This window comes from Enterobacter sp. SORGH_AS_0287 (assembly GCF_031453695.1).
Lineage (GTDB): Bacteria > Pseudomonadota > Gammaproteobacteria > Enterobacterales > Enterobacteriaceae > Enterobacter > Enterobacter ludwigii.
This window is the reverse complement of the sequence record NZ_JAVIZW010000001.1, coordinates 1,220,747-1,240,165: the sequence shown is the minus strand read 5'-3', so window position 1 is coordinate 1,240,165 and position 19,419 is coordinate 1,220,747. Positions and strand designations below refer to the sequence as shown.

Genomic DNA, 19,419 nt, shown 5'->3' with positions numbered 1-19,419 from the left:
TCATACCTCTTTTTCTGTTTACGGCAGTATTTTCTTAAGCAAAAGCTCAAGCGTTGCCACTTCATCTGCCGTTAAGTTTTTTGTTAGTTCCTGATGCAGTGTTTGTCCTACTAGTTGATGACATTGCTCGCACATAGCCGCGCCATCGCTGGTGAGTTTCACCAGGACGCCGCGTTTGTCATTCGGGTTAGGGCTTCGTTCTATCCATCCTTTGCAAACGAGACGATCGAGCATGCGGGTTAGCGCACCCAGATCGACAGAGAGCACCTTTTTCAGCTCAACCGGCGTGATACACACTTCGCAGCGAATGGAGCACAGCACTTTGAACTGCGTGGCGGTGATATCCAGCGGTGACAGATAGTCATTGAGCAGGCGATCTTTTTTCTGGTTAACCATATGAATAAGACGACCCAGCGGAATAATGTCGTTAAAGAGATCACTGGTGCTTTTCACAATGGTTGCCCTGGCAAGTAGTTTAGTCACGGCAGATATTATTGCTCAGGCAAGTATAAGTCAACTGAATGGATCAGCGGATGCCACGAATTGCTAAAACGTTTCATGAACTTTTTTTGCATGCTTTCAATTCAAATAGATAACGAAGGGTTATCGTTAATGACCGTAAATAATCGTTACGTTGAGCGAATGGCTGAACGTCACACTTTCACCCTATAATTGCGGTGATAAACATGGATAAGGACAACGACGCACTATGTTGGATTTGATTAAAGCAATTGGTCTGGGGCTGGTGGTACTGCTGCCGTTGGCTAACCCGCTAACGACGGTTGCGCTCTTCCTGGGGCTGGCAGGGAACATGAACAGCGCCGAGCGTAACCATCAGTCGATGATGGCCTCGGTCTATGTGTTTGCCATCATGATGGTGGCTTACTACGCCGGACAGCTGGTGATGAACACCTTCGGAATCTCCATCCCGGGTCTGCGTATTGCTGGCGGACTGATTGTTGCCTTCATCGGGTTCCGTATGCTGTTCCCTGCGCAGAAAGTGCATGAGTCACCTGAGGCCAAAAGCAAATCCGAAGAGCTGGAAACCGAGCCCAGCGCGAATATTGCTTTTGTCCCGCTGGCGATGCCCAGTACGGCGGGGCCAGGAACGATTGCGATGATCATCAGCTCCGCGTCAACGGTGCGGGATGGCGCGACCTTCCCGGACTGGGTCATTACGGTTGCGCCCCCGCTGATTTTTGCACTGATTGGTATCATCGTATGGGCATCCTTGCGCAGTTCAGGCGCGATCATGCGCTGGGTCGGCAAGGGCGGTATTGAGGCGATTTCCCGCCTGATGGGCTTCTTACTGGTGTGTATGGGCGTGCAGTTTATTATCAACGGCGTGCTGGAGATTATTAAGACGTACCATTAATCACCCGCCCGGTAATGCAAAACGGCAACCTCGGTTGCCGTTTAACGTTGACTGCGGTCTACCCGTGATGGGCCTGTTCTTCCAGTGCGACAGGCCATTTACGGAAGATGAGCAGGGACCAGATGAGCGCCACCAGTGCCGGAATGGCACCCAGATAGCCAATCGCCGACATCGACACGTGGAGGCTAATCTGATTTCCCAGCAGCGCGCCCGCGCCAATACCAAGATTGAAAATCCCCGAGAACAGTGACATCGCCACATCCGTTGCGTCCGGCGCGAGGGCCAGCACCTTCACCTGCATACCCAGACCGATAATCATGATCGCCACTCCCCAGAACAGGCTCAGGACGGCCAGATGACCCTCGCTGCCCGCTGCTGGCATGAGTAACACCAGGCACGCCAGCAGTAAACCAATGGCGCTGCTGACCAGCGCCGACGCGTGCTGATTGCCGAGCTTACCAAACAGAATACTGCCAATAATGCCCGCGCCCCCCAGGATCAACAGCAGAACGGTGGCAAAGTTGGCGCTAAAGCCGGCCACGACCTGAACGAACGGCTCGATATAGCTGTAGGCGGTGTAATGTGCCGTGACCACAATGACCGTCAGCAGATAGATACTCAGCAATGCCGGACGACGCATTAACAGCGGCAGGCTTTTCAGCGAGCCGGAGTGTTCGCTTGGCAGCTTCGGCAGCAGTTTAATCAGGCAGACCAGGGTGATCATTGCCCCCATGCCGATAGCGAAGAACGTGGTTCGCCAGCCAAAGTATTGCCCAACGATACGGCCAATCGGCAGGCCCAGGACCATAGCCAGTGCCGTGCCGGTGGCGATCAGGCTCAGCGCCTGCGCGCGTTTTCCCGCAGGTGCCAGGCGGATGGCCAGTGACGCGGTGATCGACCAGAATACGGCATGGGCAAAGGCGATACCGACGCGGCTGATGACCAGCACCGTAAAGTTCCACGCCAGAAACGACAGGACGTGGCTGACGATAAACAGGGCAAACAGCCCGATCAGCAGCTTTCGCCGTTCCATCTGGCTGGTCAGCAGCATAAACGGCAGTGACATCAGTGCCACCACCCAGGCATAGATGGTCAACATAATGCCCACCTGCGTGGTTTCCATCTGGAAACTTTCAGCGATGTCAGACAACAGCCCAACCGGAACAAATTCTGTGGTATTAAAAATAAACGCGGCAATTGCCAGCGTGACCACGCGTAGCCACGCGACTCTGCGGGTAACTGTGTTCGTTGTCATAGCGATGTCGGAGATTCGTTGCTGAAAAGAAGAGGAGACGATCTTAAAACGTCAACCGGCGAAAACTCAACCATTATGTGATGCAGATCTCAAAATTCACCTGGTAAAAGCGGTAGCCGGGGGAATGGTTTTCATTGAATATAAAAGAACATCACAACAAAAACAGGCGGTAAGACAATGCAGGAGATTGATTTTTATCTGGTAGATGCGTTCAGCAATGCCTCGTTTGGTGGAAACCCGGCGGCCGTGTGCCCGTTAGACGCATGGTTGCCTGATGAGACACTGCTCAGAATGGCACAGCAGCATAATCAGTCGGAAACCGCGTTTTTCGTCTGCAGTAAAGCGGGAATTGAGTTACGCTGGTTTACCACCCTTACCGAAGTCAACCTTTGCGGACATGCCACACTGGCAGCCGCGTACGTCCTGTTTAATGAACTCAACTATCCTGACCCGCGTATCCACTTTGATACCGCCTCTGGCCAGCTGACGGTTAGCCGGGAAGGGGACTGGATGACGCTGGACTTTCCGGCATGCCCGACGCAGGAAGAGACGCCCCCGCCGGCGATGCTTGCGGCGCTGGGGATCGGCCATTACGTTGAGGCCCGTAAGGGGCGAGCCTGGGTGGTGGTTCTGGAAAACCGCCAGCAGGTTGAGGCGCTTGCGCCGAATATCTCGGCAATGACGCCTGGCGAACATAAGGTCAGCGTGACGGGCGCGGGGAGAGGGGGATTATGATTTTGTGAGCCGCTTTTTCTCACCGGGAGTTGCCGTCTGGGAAGATCCGGTCACCGGATCCGCGCATACAATGCTTATTCCCTACTGGAGTGAAAAACTGGGTAAAACAGCGATGTTTGCCCGCCAGGTGTCGGCTCGTGGCGGTGATATGCGCTGCGAACTGAAAGGTTCACGCGTGCTGATGAGCGGGCAGGCCTCGCTTTATCTGAAAGGCACCGTCTTTCTGCGCTAAATAACCATAACAAAAGAGGAAGAGACAATGCAGGAAATTGATTTCTATCTGGTCGATGCCTTCAGCGACAGGGCGTTTGGCGGCAACGCAGCGGCGGTTTGCCCCCTGGAAGAGTGGCTGCCGGACGAGACGTTGCTCAACATGGCGCAACAGCACAATCAGTCTGAGACGGCCTTTTTCGTACGCACTGACGGCGGATTCGAGCTGCGCTGGTTCACTACCCTTGACGAAATTAACCTGTGTGGACATGCCACACTGGCGGCATCGCATGTCATTTTCGAATACCTTGATTATCCACACACGGAAATCACCTTCACCACCCGTTTCGTCGGCGAGCTGACGGTAAAACGCAGCGGTGACTGGTTGACGCTCAACTTCCCGGCCTGGCCAACGGCGGTCGTCGATAATCCGCCAGCGCTGCTGTTGAGCGCGCTGGGCGTTGAGCAGGCAAAAGAGGTGCGTGTCGGGCGCGACTACATGGTGGTGCTGGAGAACCAGCAGCAGGTAGAGGCCCTTACGCCGGATATCTCGGCAATGATTCCGCTGGATAAGATGGTCTGCGTCACGGCACCGGGCGATGAATATGACTTCGTCAGCCGCTTCTTCTGTCCGGGAGAAGGGGTGCCGGAAGATCCGGTCACGGGGTCCACTCACAGCATGTTGATTCCCTACTGGAGCGAAAAACTGGGCAAAACCGTGCTGAACGCGCGCCAGGTCTCGCGACGGGGCGGGGATTTACGCTGTGAGCTGGCGGGGGACCGGGTGTTAATCGGCGGTCAGGCCACCCTGTATCTGAAAGGGCATATCTATTTACGCCAGGCGATGTAAGCCAGGAATGGGCCACCGTCATTTCATCATCGGGAATGACGGTGGCTTGCGTTAATCAAACGTTCGTTTTTCCCCCTGCCAGCCAGACGTAATCAGAAATTCACGCCACGTTAAGGTGGCAGGGTTTATGGTTCTGCTCCAGGTAAGATCCCGGTCTTTTCCGTAATAGCCGTAGTTCACGGCATATTCCGTCATGCCGGTAATTTCACTGACCAGTGCCGCGTTGTCTGCGAAATCGGGGAAGTGGTGAAGGAGTGCTTCTCGCGTGTAGGCTGAGCGATACCGGGCTTTTATGCCGGTGACCTCCGTGAAGGTTTCCACCATCTCACGCGGCGAAAGACACTCACCGACAACGGGTAACGTCATGCCGTTGTAGTGTTCAGGGTTATCGAACATCTCAAGCACCGCAGGGCCGGTCGCCGTGAGCGGGTCGACAAAGGGCGCCCGAACGTCTTCCGGGAGATAGAGGGGAAAGATCAGCTCGTCGCCTTCTTTACGCGGCGGATAATATTCGGCCAGATTGGTGTAAAAGAACGCCAGTTGAATAAACGACGCGCTGACGGGGAGTGTGCGGATGTACTCCTCAATTCGGCCCTTATCGCTGAAATGAGGAGCCCATAGAGTTCCGGCCGTTATTCTCTCGACGTTTTCCAGACTGCTGAAGACAAGGTGTTTTACGCCGGCGTTGACGGCGGCATCTGCAAGCCTGTAACCCAGCGCCGTTTCACCCGTTGGCATCTGCGTCGATACGGGGATGAAACCTGGTGTCATCAGAAACGCCCCGTCTGACTCGGCAAACGCCCCGATCAGATGCGCATCATTGCCCGTCTGAAGGGTGATTTGTCTCAGTTCAGCACCCCGTTCCGCCAGCTGTTTCGCCGCAGGAGAGTCCGTGTTTTGCGTTAAGGCGCGCACCCGATAGCGCCCACTTTGCAGCAGGGTTCTGGTTACGCTACGTCCTTGTTTACTGGTGGCACCAAAAACTGTTATGAGTGGTTTTTTATCATACGACATTTCATTCTCGCTCTGTGTTGTTGCGGTAGTGCATTATCGGAATGCGGGCGGCGAGCGTGAAATCGATTTATTTCTTACATGATATCCATCCTATGAATACCAAAAAGCCTGACGTAAACCTGCTGCTGACTCTGGAAGCGCTGGTCGCGGAGCAAAATGTCACCAGGGCCGCCAGCCGGCTTTGTCTTAGCCAGCCTGCCGTCAGCGCGCAGCTTAACCGGTTGAGGGGGATGTTTAACGATCCGTTATTGATCCCGGGGCGCAGGGGGATGACGCCAACCCCCAAAGCTCTTGAGCTGATGGCGACGCTTGGCGGGGCGCTGGCAAAAATACGGGATACGCTGCAATCACATGAGGACTTTGATCCGCTGCACGATTCGCTAACGGTCTCTCTGGCCTGTACTGATTACGTGCAGGCCGCAGTCATTATGCCGCTGATTGTCACCCTGCAAGAGATTGCCCCCGGCGTGCGTATTGCTGTCAGGAATTACGATCCACATCAACTGGCCCATCAACTGAGCTCAGGCGATGTTGATGCTGCCATAGCCACGCCAGACCCTGCGCAGGCGCAGCTCAGAACGCGACATCTTTATGACGAATCGTACGTGCTTATCGGACGCCCTCAGCATCCCGAACTGAACGATCAACTGACAATGGAAGCGTTCGCAAAACTTGAGCATATTATCGTGTCCCCCTCGGGAGGCGGTTTTACCACGCCGATGGATGTCATGCTGGCGGAGTCAGGGTTGCAACGTAAGGTTGCGGTGTCTGCAGCATCATTTCTGTTTGTTCCCGGCATGGTGCAGATGAGTCATCTGGTAGCACTTGTGCCCCGACGATTAATTATGGGAACCATTAACCCGCTCACCGTGATGGAACTCCCCTGGCTGAAAGAGACGTTCGACGTCAGTCTTATCTGGCATGAACGCAGCCATAACCACGCCGGACATCGCTGGTTAAGGGATACCCTCGTCAGCCTGAACGGCAATGCTGATATAAGTTAACGGTATGAAGCACGTGTGCAGGGCTGCGCTATGTTGAAATAAAAACAACAAGGAGCCCGCCATGTATTCCATTACCGCTGAATCTGCGCATCACCCTGATATTTTGCATCTGATTGCCGCGCTTGACCGCTATCAGAGCGAACTCTATCCCGCTGAAAGTAACCACTTGCTCGATCTGACCGAACTGCCGACAGCCTCACTGATCCTGATGATTATTCGGGACCGGCAGCTTCATGCCGTCGGGTGTGGTGCCGTGGTGCTCAACGGCGACGGGACCGGTGAAATGAAACGGGTGTATATCGATCCGGCTCATCGCGGGCAACATCTCGGCGAGATGCTGCTGGCGGCGCTGGAAGATGAAGCCCTGAGCCGTCACTGCCACACGCTTCGCCTGGAGACGGGCATCCGGCAACATGCCGCCGTCCGTCTGTATGAGCAGTGCGGCTATGAGCAACGTCCGGCGTTTCCGCCGTATGTTGATGACCCGCTGAGCCTGTTTATGGAGAAGGCACTGGTGGTTGACGTTCGTTTAGCAGCGCTATAAAAGCCTCCAGCGGGCGGGTCATAGCCCCGCGGCGCCAGACCAGCCAGGTGGTAAGCCAGCGCCAGTTTTCTGCCAGCGGCCAGGCTTCCACCTGATGGTGGCCTGGCATACTTTCCAGCATCGAGCGAGGCATCAGCGCGATACCGGCGCCCGCGATGACGCAGGCGAGCATGCCGTGATAAGACTCCATCTCATGAATACGCCCGGGCGTGGCTCTGTCGGCGTGAAACCAGCTTTCCAGATGTCGGCGATACGAACAGTTTGCGCGAAAGGCGTAGACGTCACTGCCGCTTACCTGCGTGGCGCGTGCCACTTCTGCATGCCCGGCGGGCGTGACCAGCATCATCTCTTCCCGGTAAACCGGCATGCCTTCCAGTTCCGGATGCGAAAGGGGGCCATCGACAAACGCGGCGCTTAAGGTTCCCTCCAGTACGCCGTCAATCATTGTGCCGGACGGCCCGGTAGAGAGGGCAAACTGGATACGTGGATAACGCTGGTTAAACTGCGCCAGGCTTTCCGGAATACGCACGGCGGCGGTACTCTCCAGCGCGCCAAGCGCAAATAATCCCTGCGGTTCATCACCGGCGACGACCATTCGTGCCTCATCGACCAGCGCCAGGATCTGCTTGCTGTAGCGCAGGAAGTTATGCCCGGCGGGAGATAAACGTAAACGCTGGTTCTCACGAATAAACAGCTCAACGCCAAGATCAGCCTCCAGCTGGCGGATGCGGGTGGTCAGGTTCGACGGAACGCGATGCACCTTTTGCGCTGCCTGGGTGATGCTGCCGGTGAGCGCCACGGCGTTAAACATTTCAAGCTGAGTTAAGTCCATACCATTCTCGATTCGTGAACAAGGTGGTTAGTATTATTCATTTTTAAGAAATAGCAGAGTGCGCCACAATGAATCAACCGTTATTACGTGGAGACCATCATGACTTATTCCTCTGCTACACATGCCCTCTCTGTTAACCCAGCCACCGGTGAGACGCTCGCGGCGTATCCGTGGGCGAGCACCGACGACGTTGAACGCGCAATTGCGCAGGCTGATGCCGGTTTTCGTCAATGGAGACGCGTAAGCGTTTCAGACCGGGCGCAGAAGCTGCGCGATCTCGCCAGCGCGCTGCGCAACCGTGCAGACGAGATGGCCCGAATGATCTCCCGTGAGATGGGCAAACCCATTTTGCAGGCGCGTGCTGAAGTGGCAAAATCCGCCAGCCTCTGCGACTGGTATGCGGAACACGGCCCGGCAATGCTGCAGCCTGAACTGACCCTGGTAGAAAACCAAAACGCGGTGATTGAATACCGGCCGCTGGGACCTGTTCTTGCCGTCATGCCGTGGAACTTCCCGCTCTGGCAGGTACTGCGTGGCGCGGTACCCATCCTGCTGGCCGGGAACAGCTATCTGCTCAAGCACGCGCCAAACGTACTCGGCTCGGCTGACCTTATTGCGCAGGTATTTGCTGACGCCGGTTTTCCGCAGGGTGTCTTTGGCTGGGTGAATGCCACGAATGAGGGCGTGAGCCAGGCGATCAACGACCGTCGTATTGCCGCTGTAACCGTAACCGGCAGCGTGCGCGCGGGGGCGGCGATTGGTGCGCAGGCGGGGGCAGCACTGAAGAAATGCGTTCTGGAGCTGGGCGGTTCAGATCCGTTTATTGTGCTCAATGATGCTGATTTGGATCTGGCGGTGAAAGCAGCCGTGGCCGGACGTTATCAGAATACCGGACAGGTTTGCGCCGCCGCTAAGCGCTTTATTGTGGAAGAGGGCATCGCTGATGCTTTCACCCAGCGTTTTGTCGAGGCGACGGCAGCCCTGAAGATGGGGACGCCGGATCGCGAAGAAAACTTTATTGGCCCGATGGCGCGATTTGACCTGCGCGATGAACTGCATCAGCAGGTGCAGGCCACGCTGGCCGAAGGCGCCACGCTGCTGCTTGGCGGGGAGAAAGTTGCCGGTGAAGGTAACTACTATGCACCGACCGTGCTGGGTAATGTCACTGCCAGCATGACGGCATTTCGTCAGGAGCTGTTTGGTCCGGTTGCGGCGGTTAGCGTTGCGAAAGACGCGGAGCACGCGCTGCAGCTGGCTAACGACAGCGACTTTGGTCTGTCCGCAACCGTCTTTACCGCGAACGATACGCTGGCGGAGAAATTCTCCCGTGAGCTGGAGTGCGGTGGGGTGTTCATCAATGGTTTCAGCGCCAGCGATGCGCGCGTGGCCTTTGGCGGCGTGAAGAAGAGCGGTTTTGGTCGTGAGCTTTCCCACTTCGGTCTGCACGAGTTCTGTAACGTGCAGACGGTATGGAAGAACAGAGTCTAGTTCGCTCTCCGATAACGGCCTTCAGCACGAAGGCCGTTGTCATTTTCCTGCAATGGTTCTGTCATTTTCGTTTCGTAGACTCGCACGCGTCTAACGTCTTGTTACTGAAGAAAATTATGAACCTAACGCAAATTTTTCGCCGTATTGCGCAGCGCCTCATCCCTCGTCAGTTTGGCCTGCTGACCGGTATTTTCTGTATTATTGGTCTTTTCTCCGCACTGCAACTCTCCTCTTCATTTTTGCTCAATGCTTCCCTGAAGGACGCTCAGCGCAACGAGCAGCAAAATCTGCTGGCGTACCAGCAACAGAGCAAACTGGATCTGGCCCGCGTGTCTCTGCTGGCAGCAAGCGATCTGCTTAACCGCTCCGGCGTCTGGTTTATGCAGGATAAAGAGACCGGCTCTGAAGGAAGCTGGCACAGCCTGATGGACGAAGCTCAGGCGTCGCTGACGGTTTCTCAGCAGGCCTGGAACGCCTGGCTGGCGCTCAATCCGCCAAAAGATGATGCCCTGATCGCCAGCTACCAGCTTTTCTACGGTGCCATCAAGGAGCAGGCGGAAGGGCTCATCAAGACCAACACGATCGACGCCTTTTTTGCCGTACCTGCCCAGGCTTTTCAGACTGACTTCAACGAAAACTATGCCCGCTATCAGCAGGCCAGCGAGAAGCAGGCGATGCAGGGCCGCCAGAGTCTGATGGCGCAACTCTCTGGCCTGCAAACGCTTTTTCTGATAGCACCGGTTCTGCTGCTTGCCATCGCCATTCTGGTGTGGTTCGGCATGTCCCGCTGGGTCATTACGCCGCTGCGTCGGTTGATTGCTCACATTAACCAGCTGGCGGCAGGAGACCTGTCCGGTACACCGCCGGGCGTACTGCGCTTTAACAAGGAGATCGGACAGTTAAGCGACAGTGTTTCCACCCTGCAGCACGGACTGCAGGAACTGGTGACCCAGGTCAGCAATGCCACCCACGCAATGGTCGAAAATATAGGCTCGCTGGCGCAGGGCAACCAGAAGCTGTATCTGCAGTCGGCTCGTCAGGCGAAAGAGCTTGAGGATGTGACGACACACATTGCCGCGCTGGAAAACCACGTGGAAGGGAATACAGGTTATGCAAAGCTCGCCAGCTCCAGGGCGGACGAGGCGAGCCAGGTAGCCGCGGGAGGCGATCGGATGATGACAACCGTCAATGCCTCCATGCAGGCGATCGTTGACCGATCGTCAGAGATGCGCGGGATCGTGGCGATGATCGACAGCGTGGCGTTTCAGACCAACATTCTGGCACTGAATGCGGCCATCGAGGCCGCCCATGCGGGGAACCACGGGCGCGGGTTCGCCGTTGTCGCCCGGGAAGTGGGGCTGCTGGCCAGAAAGAGCAGCCACTCGACGCAGACTATTCAGGCGCTGATCAATCACTCTTTGCAGGGCATCGAAGACGGTTCCCGGGCCGTTAACCTGCTGGAAGATAATCTGCAGCAGGTGATCGGGCTGGTGGCTAATTTAAGCAGTCTGCTGAATGAGATCTCGGTCGCGACCCTGAGCCAGGGGGAGAGCATACATCTGATGACGCGGCAGCTTCAGGCGCTGAATCAGGTTTCCCGTCAGACCGACATGCTGGTGTCTGACGCGTCGGATGCCTCTGAACGGCTGCATAAGCAATCCGATCTTTTATTGCAGGCGGTTTCGCGTTTTCGTCTTAGCGCCTGACGCAACATATAAGCCTCTGTTATACTCGCAGCCCGTTTTAGCCTGAGGGCAAGGAGCAAAGTGTGGCTGCGGTCATCCATAATGAGATGTTGGACGAGATTCTGTCGCAGGTTCGTCCGTTAATTGGAAAAGGGAAGGTTGCCGACTATATTCCGGCCCTTGCCTCGGTCAGCGGGAATAAGCTGGGTATTGCCATTTGTACGGTAGACGGGCAGCGTTACCAGGCCGGTGACGCCACCGAGCGTTTTTCAATTCAGTCCATTTCAAAAGTACTCAGTCTGGTTGCGGCCATGCGTCAGTATGAAGAAGACGAAATCTGGCATCGCGTGGGGAAAGATCCGTCCGGGCAGCCTTTCAACTCACTGCTTCAGCTCGAAATTGAACAGGGTAAACCGCGTAACCCGTTTATCAATGCCGGTGCGCTGGTGGTTTGCGATATGCTGCAAAGCCGTCTCAGCGCCCCTCGCCAGCGTATGCTTGAAATTGTCCGCCAGCTCTCGGGCGTCGCCGATATTGCCTACAATGCGGTGGTGGCGCGCTCGGAGTTTGAACACTCCGCCCGTAACGCGGCTATCGCCTGGCTCATGAAATCGTTTGGTAACTTCCATAACGATGTCGCCACCGTGCTGCAAAACTATTTTCATTACTGCGCGCTGGAAATGAGCTGTGTTGAACTGGCACAGACATTCTTGTTCCTCGCCCATCAGGGGCATGCGCCGCACCTCGATCAAGATGTTGTCTCGCCCATGCAGGCGCGTCAGGTGAATGCCCTGATGGCGACCAGCGGGATGTATCAGAACGCCGGAGAGTTTGCCTGGCGCGTCGGTCTTCCGGCTAAATCGGGTGTCGGCGGCGGGGTGGTGGCAATCGTGCCTCACGAAATGGCGATTGCCGTCTGGAGCCCGGAGCTGGATGAAACGGGAAATTCACTTGCCGGTGTGGCAGTTCTGGAGAAACTGACCCAACGTCTGGGACGTTCCGTATACTGATGTCGACCCTGGATCCGCTTTTTGCCCGCCTGGCGCGATCGCCTTTTCGTTCGCGCTTTCGCTTAGGCACGAAGGAACGGCAGTACTGCTGGGACAAAGGTGCCGAAACCATTGACCAGCACGCCGCCGATTTTGTTGCCCGGCGTCTTGCACCGGCCCATCCCACCAATGACGGGAAACAGACGCCCATGCGCGGTCATCCGGTGTTTATCGCTCAGCATGCCACCGCCACCTGTTGTCGTGGCTGTCTGGCAAAGTGGCATAACATTCCGCAGGGTGATCAACTCAGCGCGCAGCAACAGCATTATATCGTCAGCGTGATCCACCACTGGCTGGTGCTGCAGATGAACGCCTAAATTTGACGAGTTATGATCCTGTTGTATTTGTGTTATAGATGCAGGTTAAGTTAGTTCAGATCCTGCTGACGATCGACATAATCGCCATAAGTTATTATACGGAATGATATTTAATGCGTTCTGCTCTCTCTGCCTTCAGGTTTTTTCAACCCGATACTCCGCTGCGTAATGCGTCGTGGATCTTTATTCTCACCACCTTATTCTATTTTGTGGGTGCTGAATTGCGTCTGGTTGAAGCGTTGTCGCTGTTCTGGCCACTGAATGGCGTTATGGCGGGAGTATTCGCCCGTTATGCTTATCTGAATCGTCTGCATAACTACGCGGTCGCGTATGTTGCCATGCTGATGTACGACGCGGTCACCACCAGCTGGGGAATGGCCTCGCTGGTGATTAACCTGTCGAATATGATTTTTATCGTCGTGGTCGCCATACTGGTTCTGCGTGATAAACGGCTGATGAAAACCCCCGATCCGCTTAATGCGCTGCGTCTGTTTAACTACTGCCTGATTGCTGCGCTGCTGTGTGCCTTGCTTGGCGCGGTGGGGTCGGTCGGTATCGACAGTCACACCTTCTGGCCGCTGTTTGCCGACTGGTTTAGCGAGCAGTTTTCAACGGGGGTGCTGATTGTGCCGTGTATGCTGACGATTAGCCTGCCCGTACGTGATATTCAGTTACGCCTGGAGCAGCTGTTCCCGGTTATGGCGTTGATAGTCTCGGTGGTCGCGTCGGTGGTGATTGGCGGCGCGGGGAGCCTCTGTTTCCCGCTGCCGGCGCTTATCTGGTGTGCGGTACGCTACCCGCTGCCCGTCACCTGTTTACTGACGTTTCTCACGGGCGCCGTTGAGATCATTCTGGTTGCCAACTCCATTATCAATATTGCCGTCGCGACACCGCTTTCGACCCCGATGATGTTCTCAGCCCGGCTGGGCATCGCCACTATGGCTATTTGTCCGGTGATGGTCTCCGTCAGCGTGGCGGCCATTAATTCACTGATTCGTCAGGTGTCACTGCGGGCAGATTATGATTTTCTGACGCATGTCTATTCCCGCTCCGGGCTTTATGAAGCGTTAAAGCAAGAAGAGGCGCACCGGCATTCGCGTTTTTTAACCGTCATGCTGCTGGATATCGATTACTTCAAAAGCATCAATGATAACTACGGTCACGAGTGCGGTGATCGCATACTGGCGGCCTTTGCCCGGCAGGTTCAGCAGGTTGTCGGTGAGGACGGTATGGTGGCGCGAATGGGCGGAGAAGAGTTCGCGGTGGTCGTGAACTCCGGGGATGCGCAGCACGGTTTTGAACTGGCTGAACGCATTCGAACCACCGTCGCACATCATCCGTTTACCTGGCGCCAGCAGACGCTGTATCTGACCGTCAGCATTGGCCTGGGCAGCGGTAAATCTGAGTCATGGCAGTTGACGGAGGTCTTTAATAAGCTGATGGCTGAAGCGGACGATCATCTCTATCGTTCAAAGAAAGCGGGGCGAAATCGGACCAGCGCCCGGCTGTCGGATGAGCAGGTTACTGCAACGTCCGGCAGCGAAACATCACTGCATTAGTCGTCATGAGCCAGTGACGTTAACAAATAGCGTCTGAACAGGATATTCGTACACTGACAATGTCTCTGTTTAAGCTACGCTTTTAGTAAAGCTTGCGTCAGGAGACGTTATGAAAACACCTGCAACCCCTGAAAACGAAACGGAACGTCTGAACTCGCTGCGCGAATCAGGCCTGCTTGAAATCGACAGTTCGCCGGCCTTTGACCGCCTGACGCGTCTGGCAAAACGCTTTTTCCAGGTGCCGCTGGCGATGGTCAATCTTATCGATGAGCATTCGCTGATCGTGAAGTCAGCGGATGGCCAGGCACCGGACTCTGTCCCGCGCAATATCTCATTTTGTGGCCATACGATCCTCAGCGAAGCGCCGCTGGTGGTGGGTGACATGCGTCAGGATGACCGCTTTGCCGATAATCCGCTGGTGGCCGGTGAGCCCGGCGTTCGTTTCTACGCTGGTTTCCCGCTGCGTCTGCGCGACGGCGCGAGCGTCGGATCGCTTTGCCTGATTGATTATTCTCCGCGCGAGTTTACGGCGGCCGATCTTGCCGTGCTGGGAGACCTGGGCGCGCTGGCAGAAGATGAATTTGCCGCCGTCAGTGCGGCGACTACCGATGAACTGACGGGCTTATTCAACCGTCGGGGCTTTAATCAGCTCGTCCGGTTTACCCTGTCCGTCGCCCGACGCCGTGCAGAGCCGTTAACCCTCGGCTGGCTGGATCTGGATCGCTTTAAGGAGATAAACGATCGGTACGGCCACGAGGAAGGGGATAAGGCGCTGAACGTGATGGCGCAACTGATGCGTTCCTCCTTCCGTGAGGCGGATCTGCTGGTTCGCTTTGGCGGGGATGAGTTTGCCGTGCTGTTCGCCGATACGGATGAGCAGGGGGCCTGGATTGCGATGCAGTATCTGGCCGAGCAGGTCGAAAATTATAATGCCCGCAAACTGCATCCGTGGTCGCTTCTGTTCTCGTGGGGACTCAGTGAATTCGACCACAATGGCCATGACCTGCAACAGTGGCTAAAAGAGGCCGATGAAAAGATGTATGCCATGAAGCAGCAACGCCACCGCGAAAGATGACATAACAAAAGCCTATGATCGATCCGTTTGCGTTAATAAGATGTTAATTGCACAGTGACGGTATTCAACGTAAGGAAAAACAATGAATACCTCACTGCACATCAAAAACCTCACCCGGGAAGAGATCCTCACCCACCTTGATGCGTTGTCCGCGATCCTCGAAAACTGCGTTAACGGCGGCGCATCCGTCAGTTTTATGTTGCCCTTTAGCCCGGAAAAAGCGCGTGCTTTCTGGCGCGGTATTGCTGAGAGCGTGGGACGCAATGAACGTCTTGTGCTGGCCAGTATCGATCCGCAGGACGGTGTTATCGGCACGGTACAGTTGATCACCGATCAGCCGGAGAATCAGCCGCATCGCGCGGATGTGGCAAAACTGCTGGTCCATGAAAAAGCGCGCCGTAAAGGGGCGGCAATGGCCCTGATGGAAGAACTTGAAGTACAGGCCAGAGCCAGAGGCATTTCGGTCCTGGTACTGGATACGTCCACCGGCAGCGGTGCCGAGACGTTCTACCAGCGTGCTGGCTGGCAAAAAGTGGGGGAGATCCCGCGCTATGCATTGATGCCGGACGGTGCGATGACCGCCACCTCCGTGTTCTATAAGTTCTTATAATTATTTTTCACAACTCCATCATGAATTGATCAAAACAGGGTTCCCGGTCGTAAAGTTTTGATAAGTTATCGTACCAATCTTATCAGGCTGTATGACTAATTATAAAAGGAACCCATTGTGAACACACTTAACCGTCATGATTTTCCCGGTCCACACTATCCGGAACGTATCATTCAGTTTGGTGAAGGCAATTTCCTGCGGGCGTTTATCGACTGGCAAATCGACCTGTTAAACGAACATACCGATCTCAACGCCGGTGTGGTGGTCGTTCGTCCCATTCAAAGTGATTTTCCGCCGTCGCTGAATACGCAGGATGGCCTGTATACCACGATCATTCGCGGCCTGAACGAGAAAGGCGACGCGGTGAGCGATGCACGTCTTATCCGTTCCGTTAACCGCGAAATCAACGTTTATAATGAATACGATGCGTTCCTCAGGCTGGCTCATAACCCGGAGATGCGCTTTGTGTTCTCGAATACCACGGAAGCGGGGATCGGTTATCACGCGGGCGACACCTTTGAAGATGCGCCTGCCGTCAGCTACCCGGCGAAACTGACGCGATTGCTCTTCGAGCGTTTCAGTCATTTTAACGGAGCGCCAGACAAAGGCTGGGTCATCATTCCGTGTGAACTGATTGACTACAACGGGGATGCGCTGCGGGAACTGGTGCTGCGCTACGCGCAGGAGTGGGCGCTGCCGACGGCCTTTACTGAATGGTTGAACGATGCCAACTGTTTCTGCTCGACCCTGGTTGACCGCATTGTAACGGGTTACCCGCGTGAAGAAGTGGCCGCCCTGCAGGCTGAACTGGGTTATCAGGACGGGTTCCTGGATACCGCCGAACACTTCTATCTGTTTGTGATTCAGGGCCCAGACTCCCTTGCCAGCGAACTGCGTCTTGATAAGTTCCCGCTCAACGTATTGATCGTGGATGACATCCGGCCTTACAAAGAGCGTAAAGTCGCCATTCTGAACGGTGCGCACACGGCGCTGGTACCGGTAGCCTTCCAGGCCGGGCTGGACACGGTAGGCGAGGCAATGAACGATGCTGACGTGTGCGCTTTTGTCGAAAAAGCTATCTATGAGGAAATTATTCCGGTACTGGATTTGCCGCGTGATGAGCTGGAATCGTTCGCCAGTGCGGTAACGGGCCGTTTCCGTAACCCTTACATCCGGCATCAGCTGCTGTCGATTGCCCTCAACGGGATGACCAAGTACCGCACCCGCATTCTGCCGCAGCTGCTGGCAGGGCAGAAAGCAACCGGGTCATTGCCTGCGCGACTGACGTTTGCTTTAGCGGCACTGATTGCGTTTTATCGCGGGGAGCGTAACGGGGAAAGTTACCCGGTTCAGGACGACGCGCACTGGCTGGCGCGTTTCCAGCAGCTGTGGACACAGCATCACGATCGCCAGATCACTACCCGCCAACTGGTAAAATCGGTACTGAGCGTGAGCGAACACTGGGAGCAAGATCTTACGCAGGTTAACGGCCTGGTCGAGCAGGTTACGCGGGATCTGGATGCTATTCTGCAACAGGGAATGCGTGCGGCGGTTAAACCGCTCTGCTAACACCGTTGCCCGGCTTCGGCCGGGTTTTAATGGGGATCTTATTAGTTACAACATACTATTTGCTCTGTTTTTAAAAAACACCTCTGGCACCGTGCGGTTTAGGCTAGCCAGGTCAGAAAATTCAATGTTTTATTAACATGCTTGCAACCGTGAGGGGGATCACGTTTAATAGCCACGCTCTTTTTCTTTCCTGAAACTCACTATGATTGTTCGTCCTAAACAGCACTGGTTACAACTCATCTTTGTCTGGCATGGCTCGGTACTGCCAAAAATCTATACCCGCTTGCTACTCAACTTTCTGCTTTCTATCGCCGTGATCCTGATGCTGCCGTGGTACACGTCCCTTGGCATCAAATTTACCGTTGCGCCATTTAGCATTCTCGGTGTGGCGATCGCTATCTTTCTCGGTTTCCGAAACAACGCCTGCTATTCCCGCTACGTTGAGGCGCGCCAGCTTTGGGGGCAACTGATGATAGCGGCACGCTCTCTGTTTCGCGAGGTAAAAAACACCTTGCCGGACGATAAACATCTTGGCGAGTTTGTCCGCCTGCAGATTGCCTTTGCCAACTGTTTGCGCATGACCCTGCGCCGGGAAACGAACGCCGAACAACTTTCCCGTTATCTTACGGAAGATGATTTACGCAAGGTGATGAACGCCAACTCGCCGGCGAACCGTATTTTACTGATCATGGGGGAGTGGCTTGCCGTCAGGCGTCGCAATGGTGAGCTCTCAGATATCCTGTTCCACAGTCTCAACAACCGACTGAACGACATGTCCATCGTCCTGTCGGGTTGCGAGCGTATTTTGACGACACCCGTACCGTTTGCTTACACGCTGATCCTTCATCGTACGGTGTATCTGTTCTGCATCATGCTGCCGTTCGCGCTGGTCGTCGATCTGCACTACATGACGCCTTTTGTGTCGGCGCTGATTTCTTACACCTTTATCTCGCTGGATACGCTGGCGGAAGAGCTGGAAGACCCGTTTGGTACCGAAGATAACGACCTGCCGCTGGACGCCATCTGCAACATGATGGAACGTGACCTGTTGCAGATGAACGATGAAGAAGAGATCCCCGAAAGACTGTTACCGGATAAGTATTATCAACTAACCTGACGGGCATTCCATTCGTCACGGGTGATCTCCCACAGTTCGGAATCCAGCATGCCGCTGACGTACGCTTTCTTTTCTGTCCTGATAAGCCGCATGCCGCTACTGTCTGAAATACGACGGGAGCGGCTGTTAGCAGCCGCTTTTGGCGCACGCAACACCGGCTTGTTCAGGGTGTTAAACCAATAATCCGTCGCCGCAATACTGGCCTCACGCATGTATCCCTTACCCTGAAACTCCGGCGCCAGCCAGAACCCACGGTTATTATCTTCAACATCGTACAGACAGATAATCCCCATCAGCTCATCCGGTGCCTCGCGACGTCGAATACTCCAGAACCAGGCAATGCCTTTTTCCATATCCGGCAGCGCAACGTTATTAACATAATACTCCGCGCCGTTATCCGGGTAGGGCCAGGGCACTGAGGAGACCATATAGCGAACGATTTCCCAGCGCGGATAAAGCCGCTGTATCTGGACGGCATCTTCCGCGACCAGGGGAATGAGTAACAGGCGTTCTGTCGTTAGCGTCGGTATTGTCATCCGTGGTTCTCCCTGTTTAAGCGTTATGTTTTTGTTCACCTTCTGGTATTTTCATCTCTATCACATTCTTTTTCGGTGTGCTGGAATTCTTTACTACCAATAACTGCTTTTAAAAGGCTTTCGATTTGTAATATGAGGAATATATGGCTGTTACGGTAAGAGCTTTACGCGCAGAAGATTATTCCCAGTGGCGTCCGCTGTGGGACGGCTACACACATTTTTATGACTGTGTCCTCGATGAGTCCGTGACCGCCGCGACATGGCAAAGGGCGCTCGACGAGCGATCATCGATGTTTTGCCGGGTTGCGGAAAGCGACGGCAACGTCATCGGCTTCGCCATGTGTATTTTGCACGAAGGAACCTGGTCGACAGCGCCCGTTTGTTATCTGGAAGACCTGTTTGTTGCTGCCAGCCAACGGGGAGCAGGGACTGGAAAAGCGCTCATTGACGCCCTGATGGACGAAGGCAAGCGCGAAGGGTGGTCAAAACTTTACTGGGTCACGCGGCAGAACAACCCGGCACGTAAACTCTACGACCAATATGGCGAAGCCGACGATTACGTTCGTTATCGCGTCTCGCTTTAAGACGCAATGAC

General features: G+C 55.0%; 19 protein-coding genes and 1 pseudogene. 15 read left to right on the top strand and 5 right to left on the bottom strand.

The window, feature by feature from the left end; all coding sequences use genetic code 11:
- Positions 1-18 precede the first annotated feature (18 nt).
- Positions 19-453 (bottom strand): multiple antibiotic resistance transcriptional regulator MarR, encoded by a 435-nt coding sequence (marR, locus tag QE396_RS05900; protein WP_020884159.1) that lies wholly within the window; start codon positions 451-453, stop codon positions 19-21.
- A 256-nt stretch (positions 454-709) separates the two neighbouring features.
- Here marR and QE396_RS05895 point away from each other — a divergent pair, with 256 nt between their 5' ends.
- Positions 710-1,375 (top strand): MarC family NAAT transporter, encoded by a 666-nt coding sequence (locus QE396_RS05895; RefSeq protein ID WP_309950336.1) that lies wholly within the window; start codon positions 710-712, stop codon positions 1,373-1,375.
- Positions 1,376-1,433: 58 nt separating this feature from the next.
- On the opposite strand, the gene QE396_RS05890 is transcribed toward QE396_RS05895, so the two are convergent.
- Positions 1,434-2,630 carry a sugar transporter gene (locus QE396_RS05890; RefSeq protein WP_309950333.1) on the bottom strand — a complete coding sequence of 399 codons (1,197 nt, stop codon included), beginning with the start codon at positions 2,628-2,630 and terminating at the stop codon, positions 1,434-1,436.
- A 177-nt stretch (positions 2,631-2,807) separates the two neighbouring features.
- Here QE396_RS05890 and QE396_RS05885 point away from each other — a divergent pair.
- Both QE396_RS05885 and QE396_RS05880 read left to right on the top strand, forming a co-directional pair.
- Positions 2,808-3,597, top strand: a pseudogene (locus QE396_RS05885) (PhzF family phenazine biosynthesis protein).
- Positions 3,598-3,624: 27 nt separating this feature from the next.
- Positions 3,625-4,425: a PhzF family phenazine biosynthesis protein gene (locus QE396_RS05880; protein ID WP_020884155.1), complete on the top strand. Its 801-nt coding sequence runs from the start codon at positions 3,625-3,627 to the stop codon at positions 4,423-4,425.
- Positions 4,426-4,476: 51 nt separating this feature from the next.
- On the opposite strand, the gene QE396_RS05875 is transcribed toward QE396_RS05880, so the two are convergent.
- Complete coding sequence (locus QE396_RS05875; protein ID WP_020884154.1) at positions 4,477-5,439, bottom strand: NmrA/HSCARG family protein; 963 nt, start codon at positions 5,437-5,439, stop codon at positions 4,477-4,479.
- A 92-nt stretch (positions 5,440-5,531) separates the two neighbouring features.
- Between QE396_RS05875 and QE396_RS05870 the strand changes: the two genes are divergently transcribed.
- Positions 5,532-6,443 carry a LysR family transcriptional regulator gene (locus QE396_RS05870; RefSeq protein WP_226863517.1) on the top strand — a complete coding sequence of 304 codons (912 nt, stop codon included), beginning with the start codon at positions 5,532-5,534 and terminating at the stop codon, positions 6,441-6,443.
- Between the two features lie 61 nt (positions 6,444-6,504).
- Entirely contained in the window at positions 6,505-6,987 is a 483-nt protein-coding gene (locus tag QE396_RS05865; protein ID WP_014170050.1) for a GNAT family N-acetyltransferase, read from the top strand.
- On the opposite strand, the gene QE396_RS05860 is transcribed toward QE396_RS05865, so the two are convergent.
- Positions 6,941-7,819, bottom strand: coding sequence for a putrescine utilization regulator PtrR (locus QE396_RS05860; RefSeq protein ID WP_014170051.1), 879 nt, complete (start codon positions 7,817-7,819; stop codon positions 6,941-6,943). The two genes, QE396_RS05865 and QE396_RS05860, sit on opposite strands and share 47 nt — an antisense overlap.
- Positions 7,820-7,918: 99 nt before the next feature.
- Between QE396_RS05860 and sad the strand changes: the two genes are divergently transcribed.
- From sad to QE396_RS05815, 9 genes are all read left to right on the top strand, one after another.
- On the top strand, positions 7,919-9,307 hold the full coding sequence (gene sad / locus QE396_RS05855) for a succinate-semialdehyde dehydrogenase (RefSeq protein ID WP_020884152.1): 1,389 nt from the start codon (positions 7,919-7,921) through the stop codon (positions 9,305-9,307).
- Positions 9,308-9,423: 116 nt separating this feature from the next.
- Positions 9,424-11,013 carry a methyl-accepting chemotaxis protein gene (locus tag QE396_RS05850; protein ID WP_032670375.1) on the top strand — a complete coding sequence of 530 codons (1,590 nt, stop codon included), beginning with the start codon at positions 9,424-9,426 and terminating at the stop codon, positions 11,011-11,013.
- A gap of 62 nt (positions 11,014-11,075) precedes the next feature.
- Positions 11,076-12,002, top strand: coding sequence for a glutaminase B (glsB, locus tag QE396_RS05845; protein ID WP_020884150.1), 927 nt, complete (start codon positions 11,076-11,078; stop codon positions 12,000-12,002).
- Positions 12,002-12,358, top strand: coding sequence for a DUF4186 domain-containing protein (locus QE396_RS05840; RefSeq protein ID WP_020884149.1), 357 nt, complete (start codon positions 12,002-12,004; stop codon positions 12,356-12,358). The genes glsB and QE396_RS05840 overlap by 1 nt, the downstream gene beginning before the upstream one ends.
- 113 nt (positions 12,359-12,471) lie before the next feature.
- Positions 12,472-13,917 carry a GGDEF domain-containing protein gene (locus QE396_RS05835; protein WP_020884148.1) on the top strand — a complete coding sequence of 482 codons (1,446 nt, stop codon included), beginning with the start codon at positions 12,472-12,474 and terminating at the stop codon, positions 13,915-13,917.
- A 109-nt stretch (positions 13,918-14,026) separates the two neighbouring features.
- Positions 14,027-14,992 (top strand): sensor domain-containing diguanylate cyclase, encoded by a 966-nt coding sequence (locus QE396_RS05830; protein ID WP_014170057.1) that lies wholly within the window; start codon positions 14,027-14,029, stop codon positions 14,990-14,992.
- Between the two features lie 82 nt (positions 14,993-15,074).
- Entirely contained in the window at positions 15,075-15,602 is a 528-nt protein-coding gene (locus tag QE396_RS05825; protein WP_020884147.1) for a GNAT family N-acetyltransferase, read from the top strand.
- A gap of 117 nt (positions 15,603-15,719) precedes the next feature.
- Positions 15,720-17,171, top strand: coding sequence for a tagaturonate reductase (locus tag QE396_RS05820; RefSeq protein ID WP_309950320.1), 1,452 nt, complete (start codon positions 15,720-15,722; stop codon positions 17,169-17,171).
- Between the two features lie 202 nt (positions 17,172-17,373).
- Positions 17,374-18,288 carry a bestrophin family protein gene (locus QE396_RS05815; RefSeq protein ID WP_032681009.1) on the top strand — a complete coding sequence of 305 codons (915 nt, stop codon included), beginning with the start codon at positions 17,374-17,376 and terminating at the stop codon, positions 18,286-18,288.
- On the opposite strand, the gene QE396_RS05810 is transcribed toward QE396_RS05815, so the two are convergent.
- Positions 18,276-18,824: a GNAT family N-acetyltransferase gene (locus QE396_RS05810; protein WP_050736792.1), complete on the bottom strand. Its 549-nt coding sequence runs from the start codon at positions 18,822-18,824 to the stop codon at positions 18,276-18,278. The genes QE396_RS05815 and QE396_RS05810 overlap by 13 nt on opposite strands.
- A 143-nt stretch (positions 18,825-18,967) precedes the next feature.
- Between QE396_RS05810 and QE396_RS05805 the strand changes: the two genes are divergently transcribed.
- A complete protein-coding gene (locus QE396_RS05805) occupies positions 18,968-19,408 on the top strand; it encodes a GNAT family N-acetyltransferase (RefSeq protein WP_014170062.1) in 441 nt (146 codons plus the stop codon).
- Positions 19,409-19,419: the final 11 nt, after the last annotated feature.

Excerpts from the sequence above, each read along its gene's own strand:
- QE396_RS05895 (WP_309950336.1), top strand. The coding sequence starts at position 710 with ATGTTGGATTTGATTAAAGCAATTGGTCTGGGGCTGGTGGTACTGCTG.
- QE396_RS05890 (WP_309950333.1), bottom strand. The coding sequence starts at position 2,630 with ATGACAACGAACACAGTTACCCGCAGAGTCGCGTGGCTACGCGTGGTC.
- QE396_RS05880 (WP_020884155.1), top strand. The coding sequence starts at position 3,625 with ATGCAGGAAATTGATTTCTATCTGGTCGATGCCTTCAGCGACAGGGCG.
- QE396_RS05875 (WP_020884154.1), bottom strand. The coding sequence starts at position 5,439 with ATGTCGTATGATAAAAAACCACTCATAACAGTTTTTGGTGCCACCAGT.
- QE396_RS05870 (WP_226863517.1), top strand. The coding sequence starts at position 5,532 with ATGAATACCAAAAAGCCTGACGTAAACCTGCTGCTGACTCTGGAAGCG.
- QE396_RS05865 (WP_014170050.1), top strand. The coding sequence starts at position 6,505 with ATGTATTCCATTACCGCTGAATCTGCGCATCACCCTGATATTTTGCAT.
- QE396_RS05860 (WP_014170051.1), bottom strand. The coding sequence starts at position 7,819 with ATGGACTTAACTCAGCTTGAAATGTTTAACGCCGTGGCGCTCACCGGC.
- sad (WP_020884152.1), top strand. The coding sequence starts at position 7,919 with ATGACTTATTCCTCTGCTACACATGCCCTCTCTGTTAACCCAGCCACC.
- QE396_RS05850 (WP_032670375.1), top strand. The coding sequence starts at position 9,424 with ATGAACCTAACGCAAATTTTTCGCCGTATTGCGCAGCGCCTCATCCCT.
- QE396_RS05840 (WP_020884149.1), top strand. The coding sequence starts at position 12,002 with ATGTCGACCCTGGATCCGCTTTTTGCCCGCCTGGCGCGATCGCCTTTT.
- QE396_RS05835 (WP_020884148.1), top strand. The coding sequence starts at position 12,472 with ATGCGTTCTGCTCTCTCTGCCTTCAGGTTTTTTCAACCCGATACTCCG.
- QE396_RS05830 (WP_014170057.1), top strand. The coding sequence starts at position 14,027 with ATGAAAACACCTGCAACCCCTGAAAACGAAACGGAACGTCTGAACTCG.
- QE396_RS05825 (WP_020884147.1), top strand. The coding sequence starts at position 15,075 with ATGAATACCTCACTGCACATCAAAAACCTCACCCGGGAAGAGATCCTC.
- QE396_RS05815 (WP_032681009.1), top strand. The coding sequence starts at position 17,374 with ATGATTGTTCGTCCTAAACAGCACTGGTTACAACTCATCTTTGTCTGG.
- QE396_RS05810 (WP_050736792.1), bottom strand. The coding sequence starts at position 18,824 with ATGACAATACCGACGCTAACGACAGAACGCCTGTTACTCATTCCCCTG.
- QE396_RS05805 (WP_014170062.1), top strand. The coding sequence starts at position 18,968 with ATGGCTGTTACGGTAAGAGCTTTACGCGCAGAAGATTATTCCCAGTGG.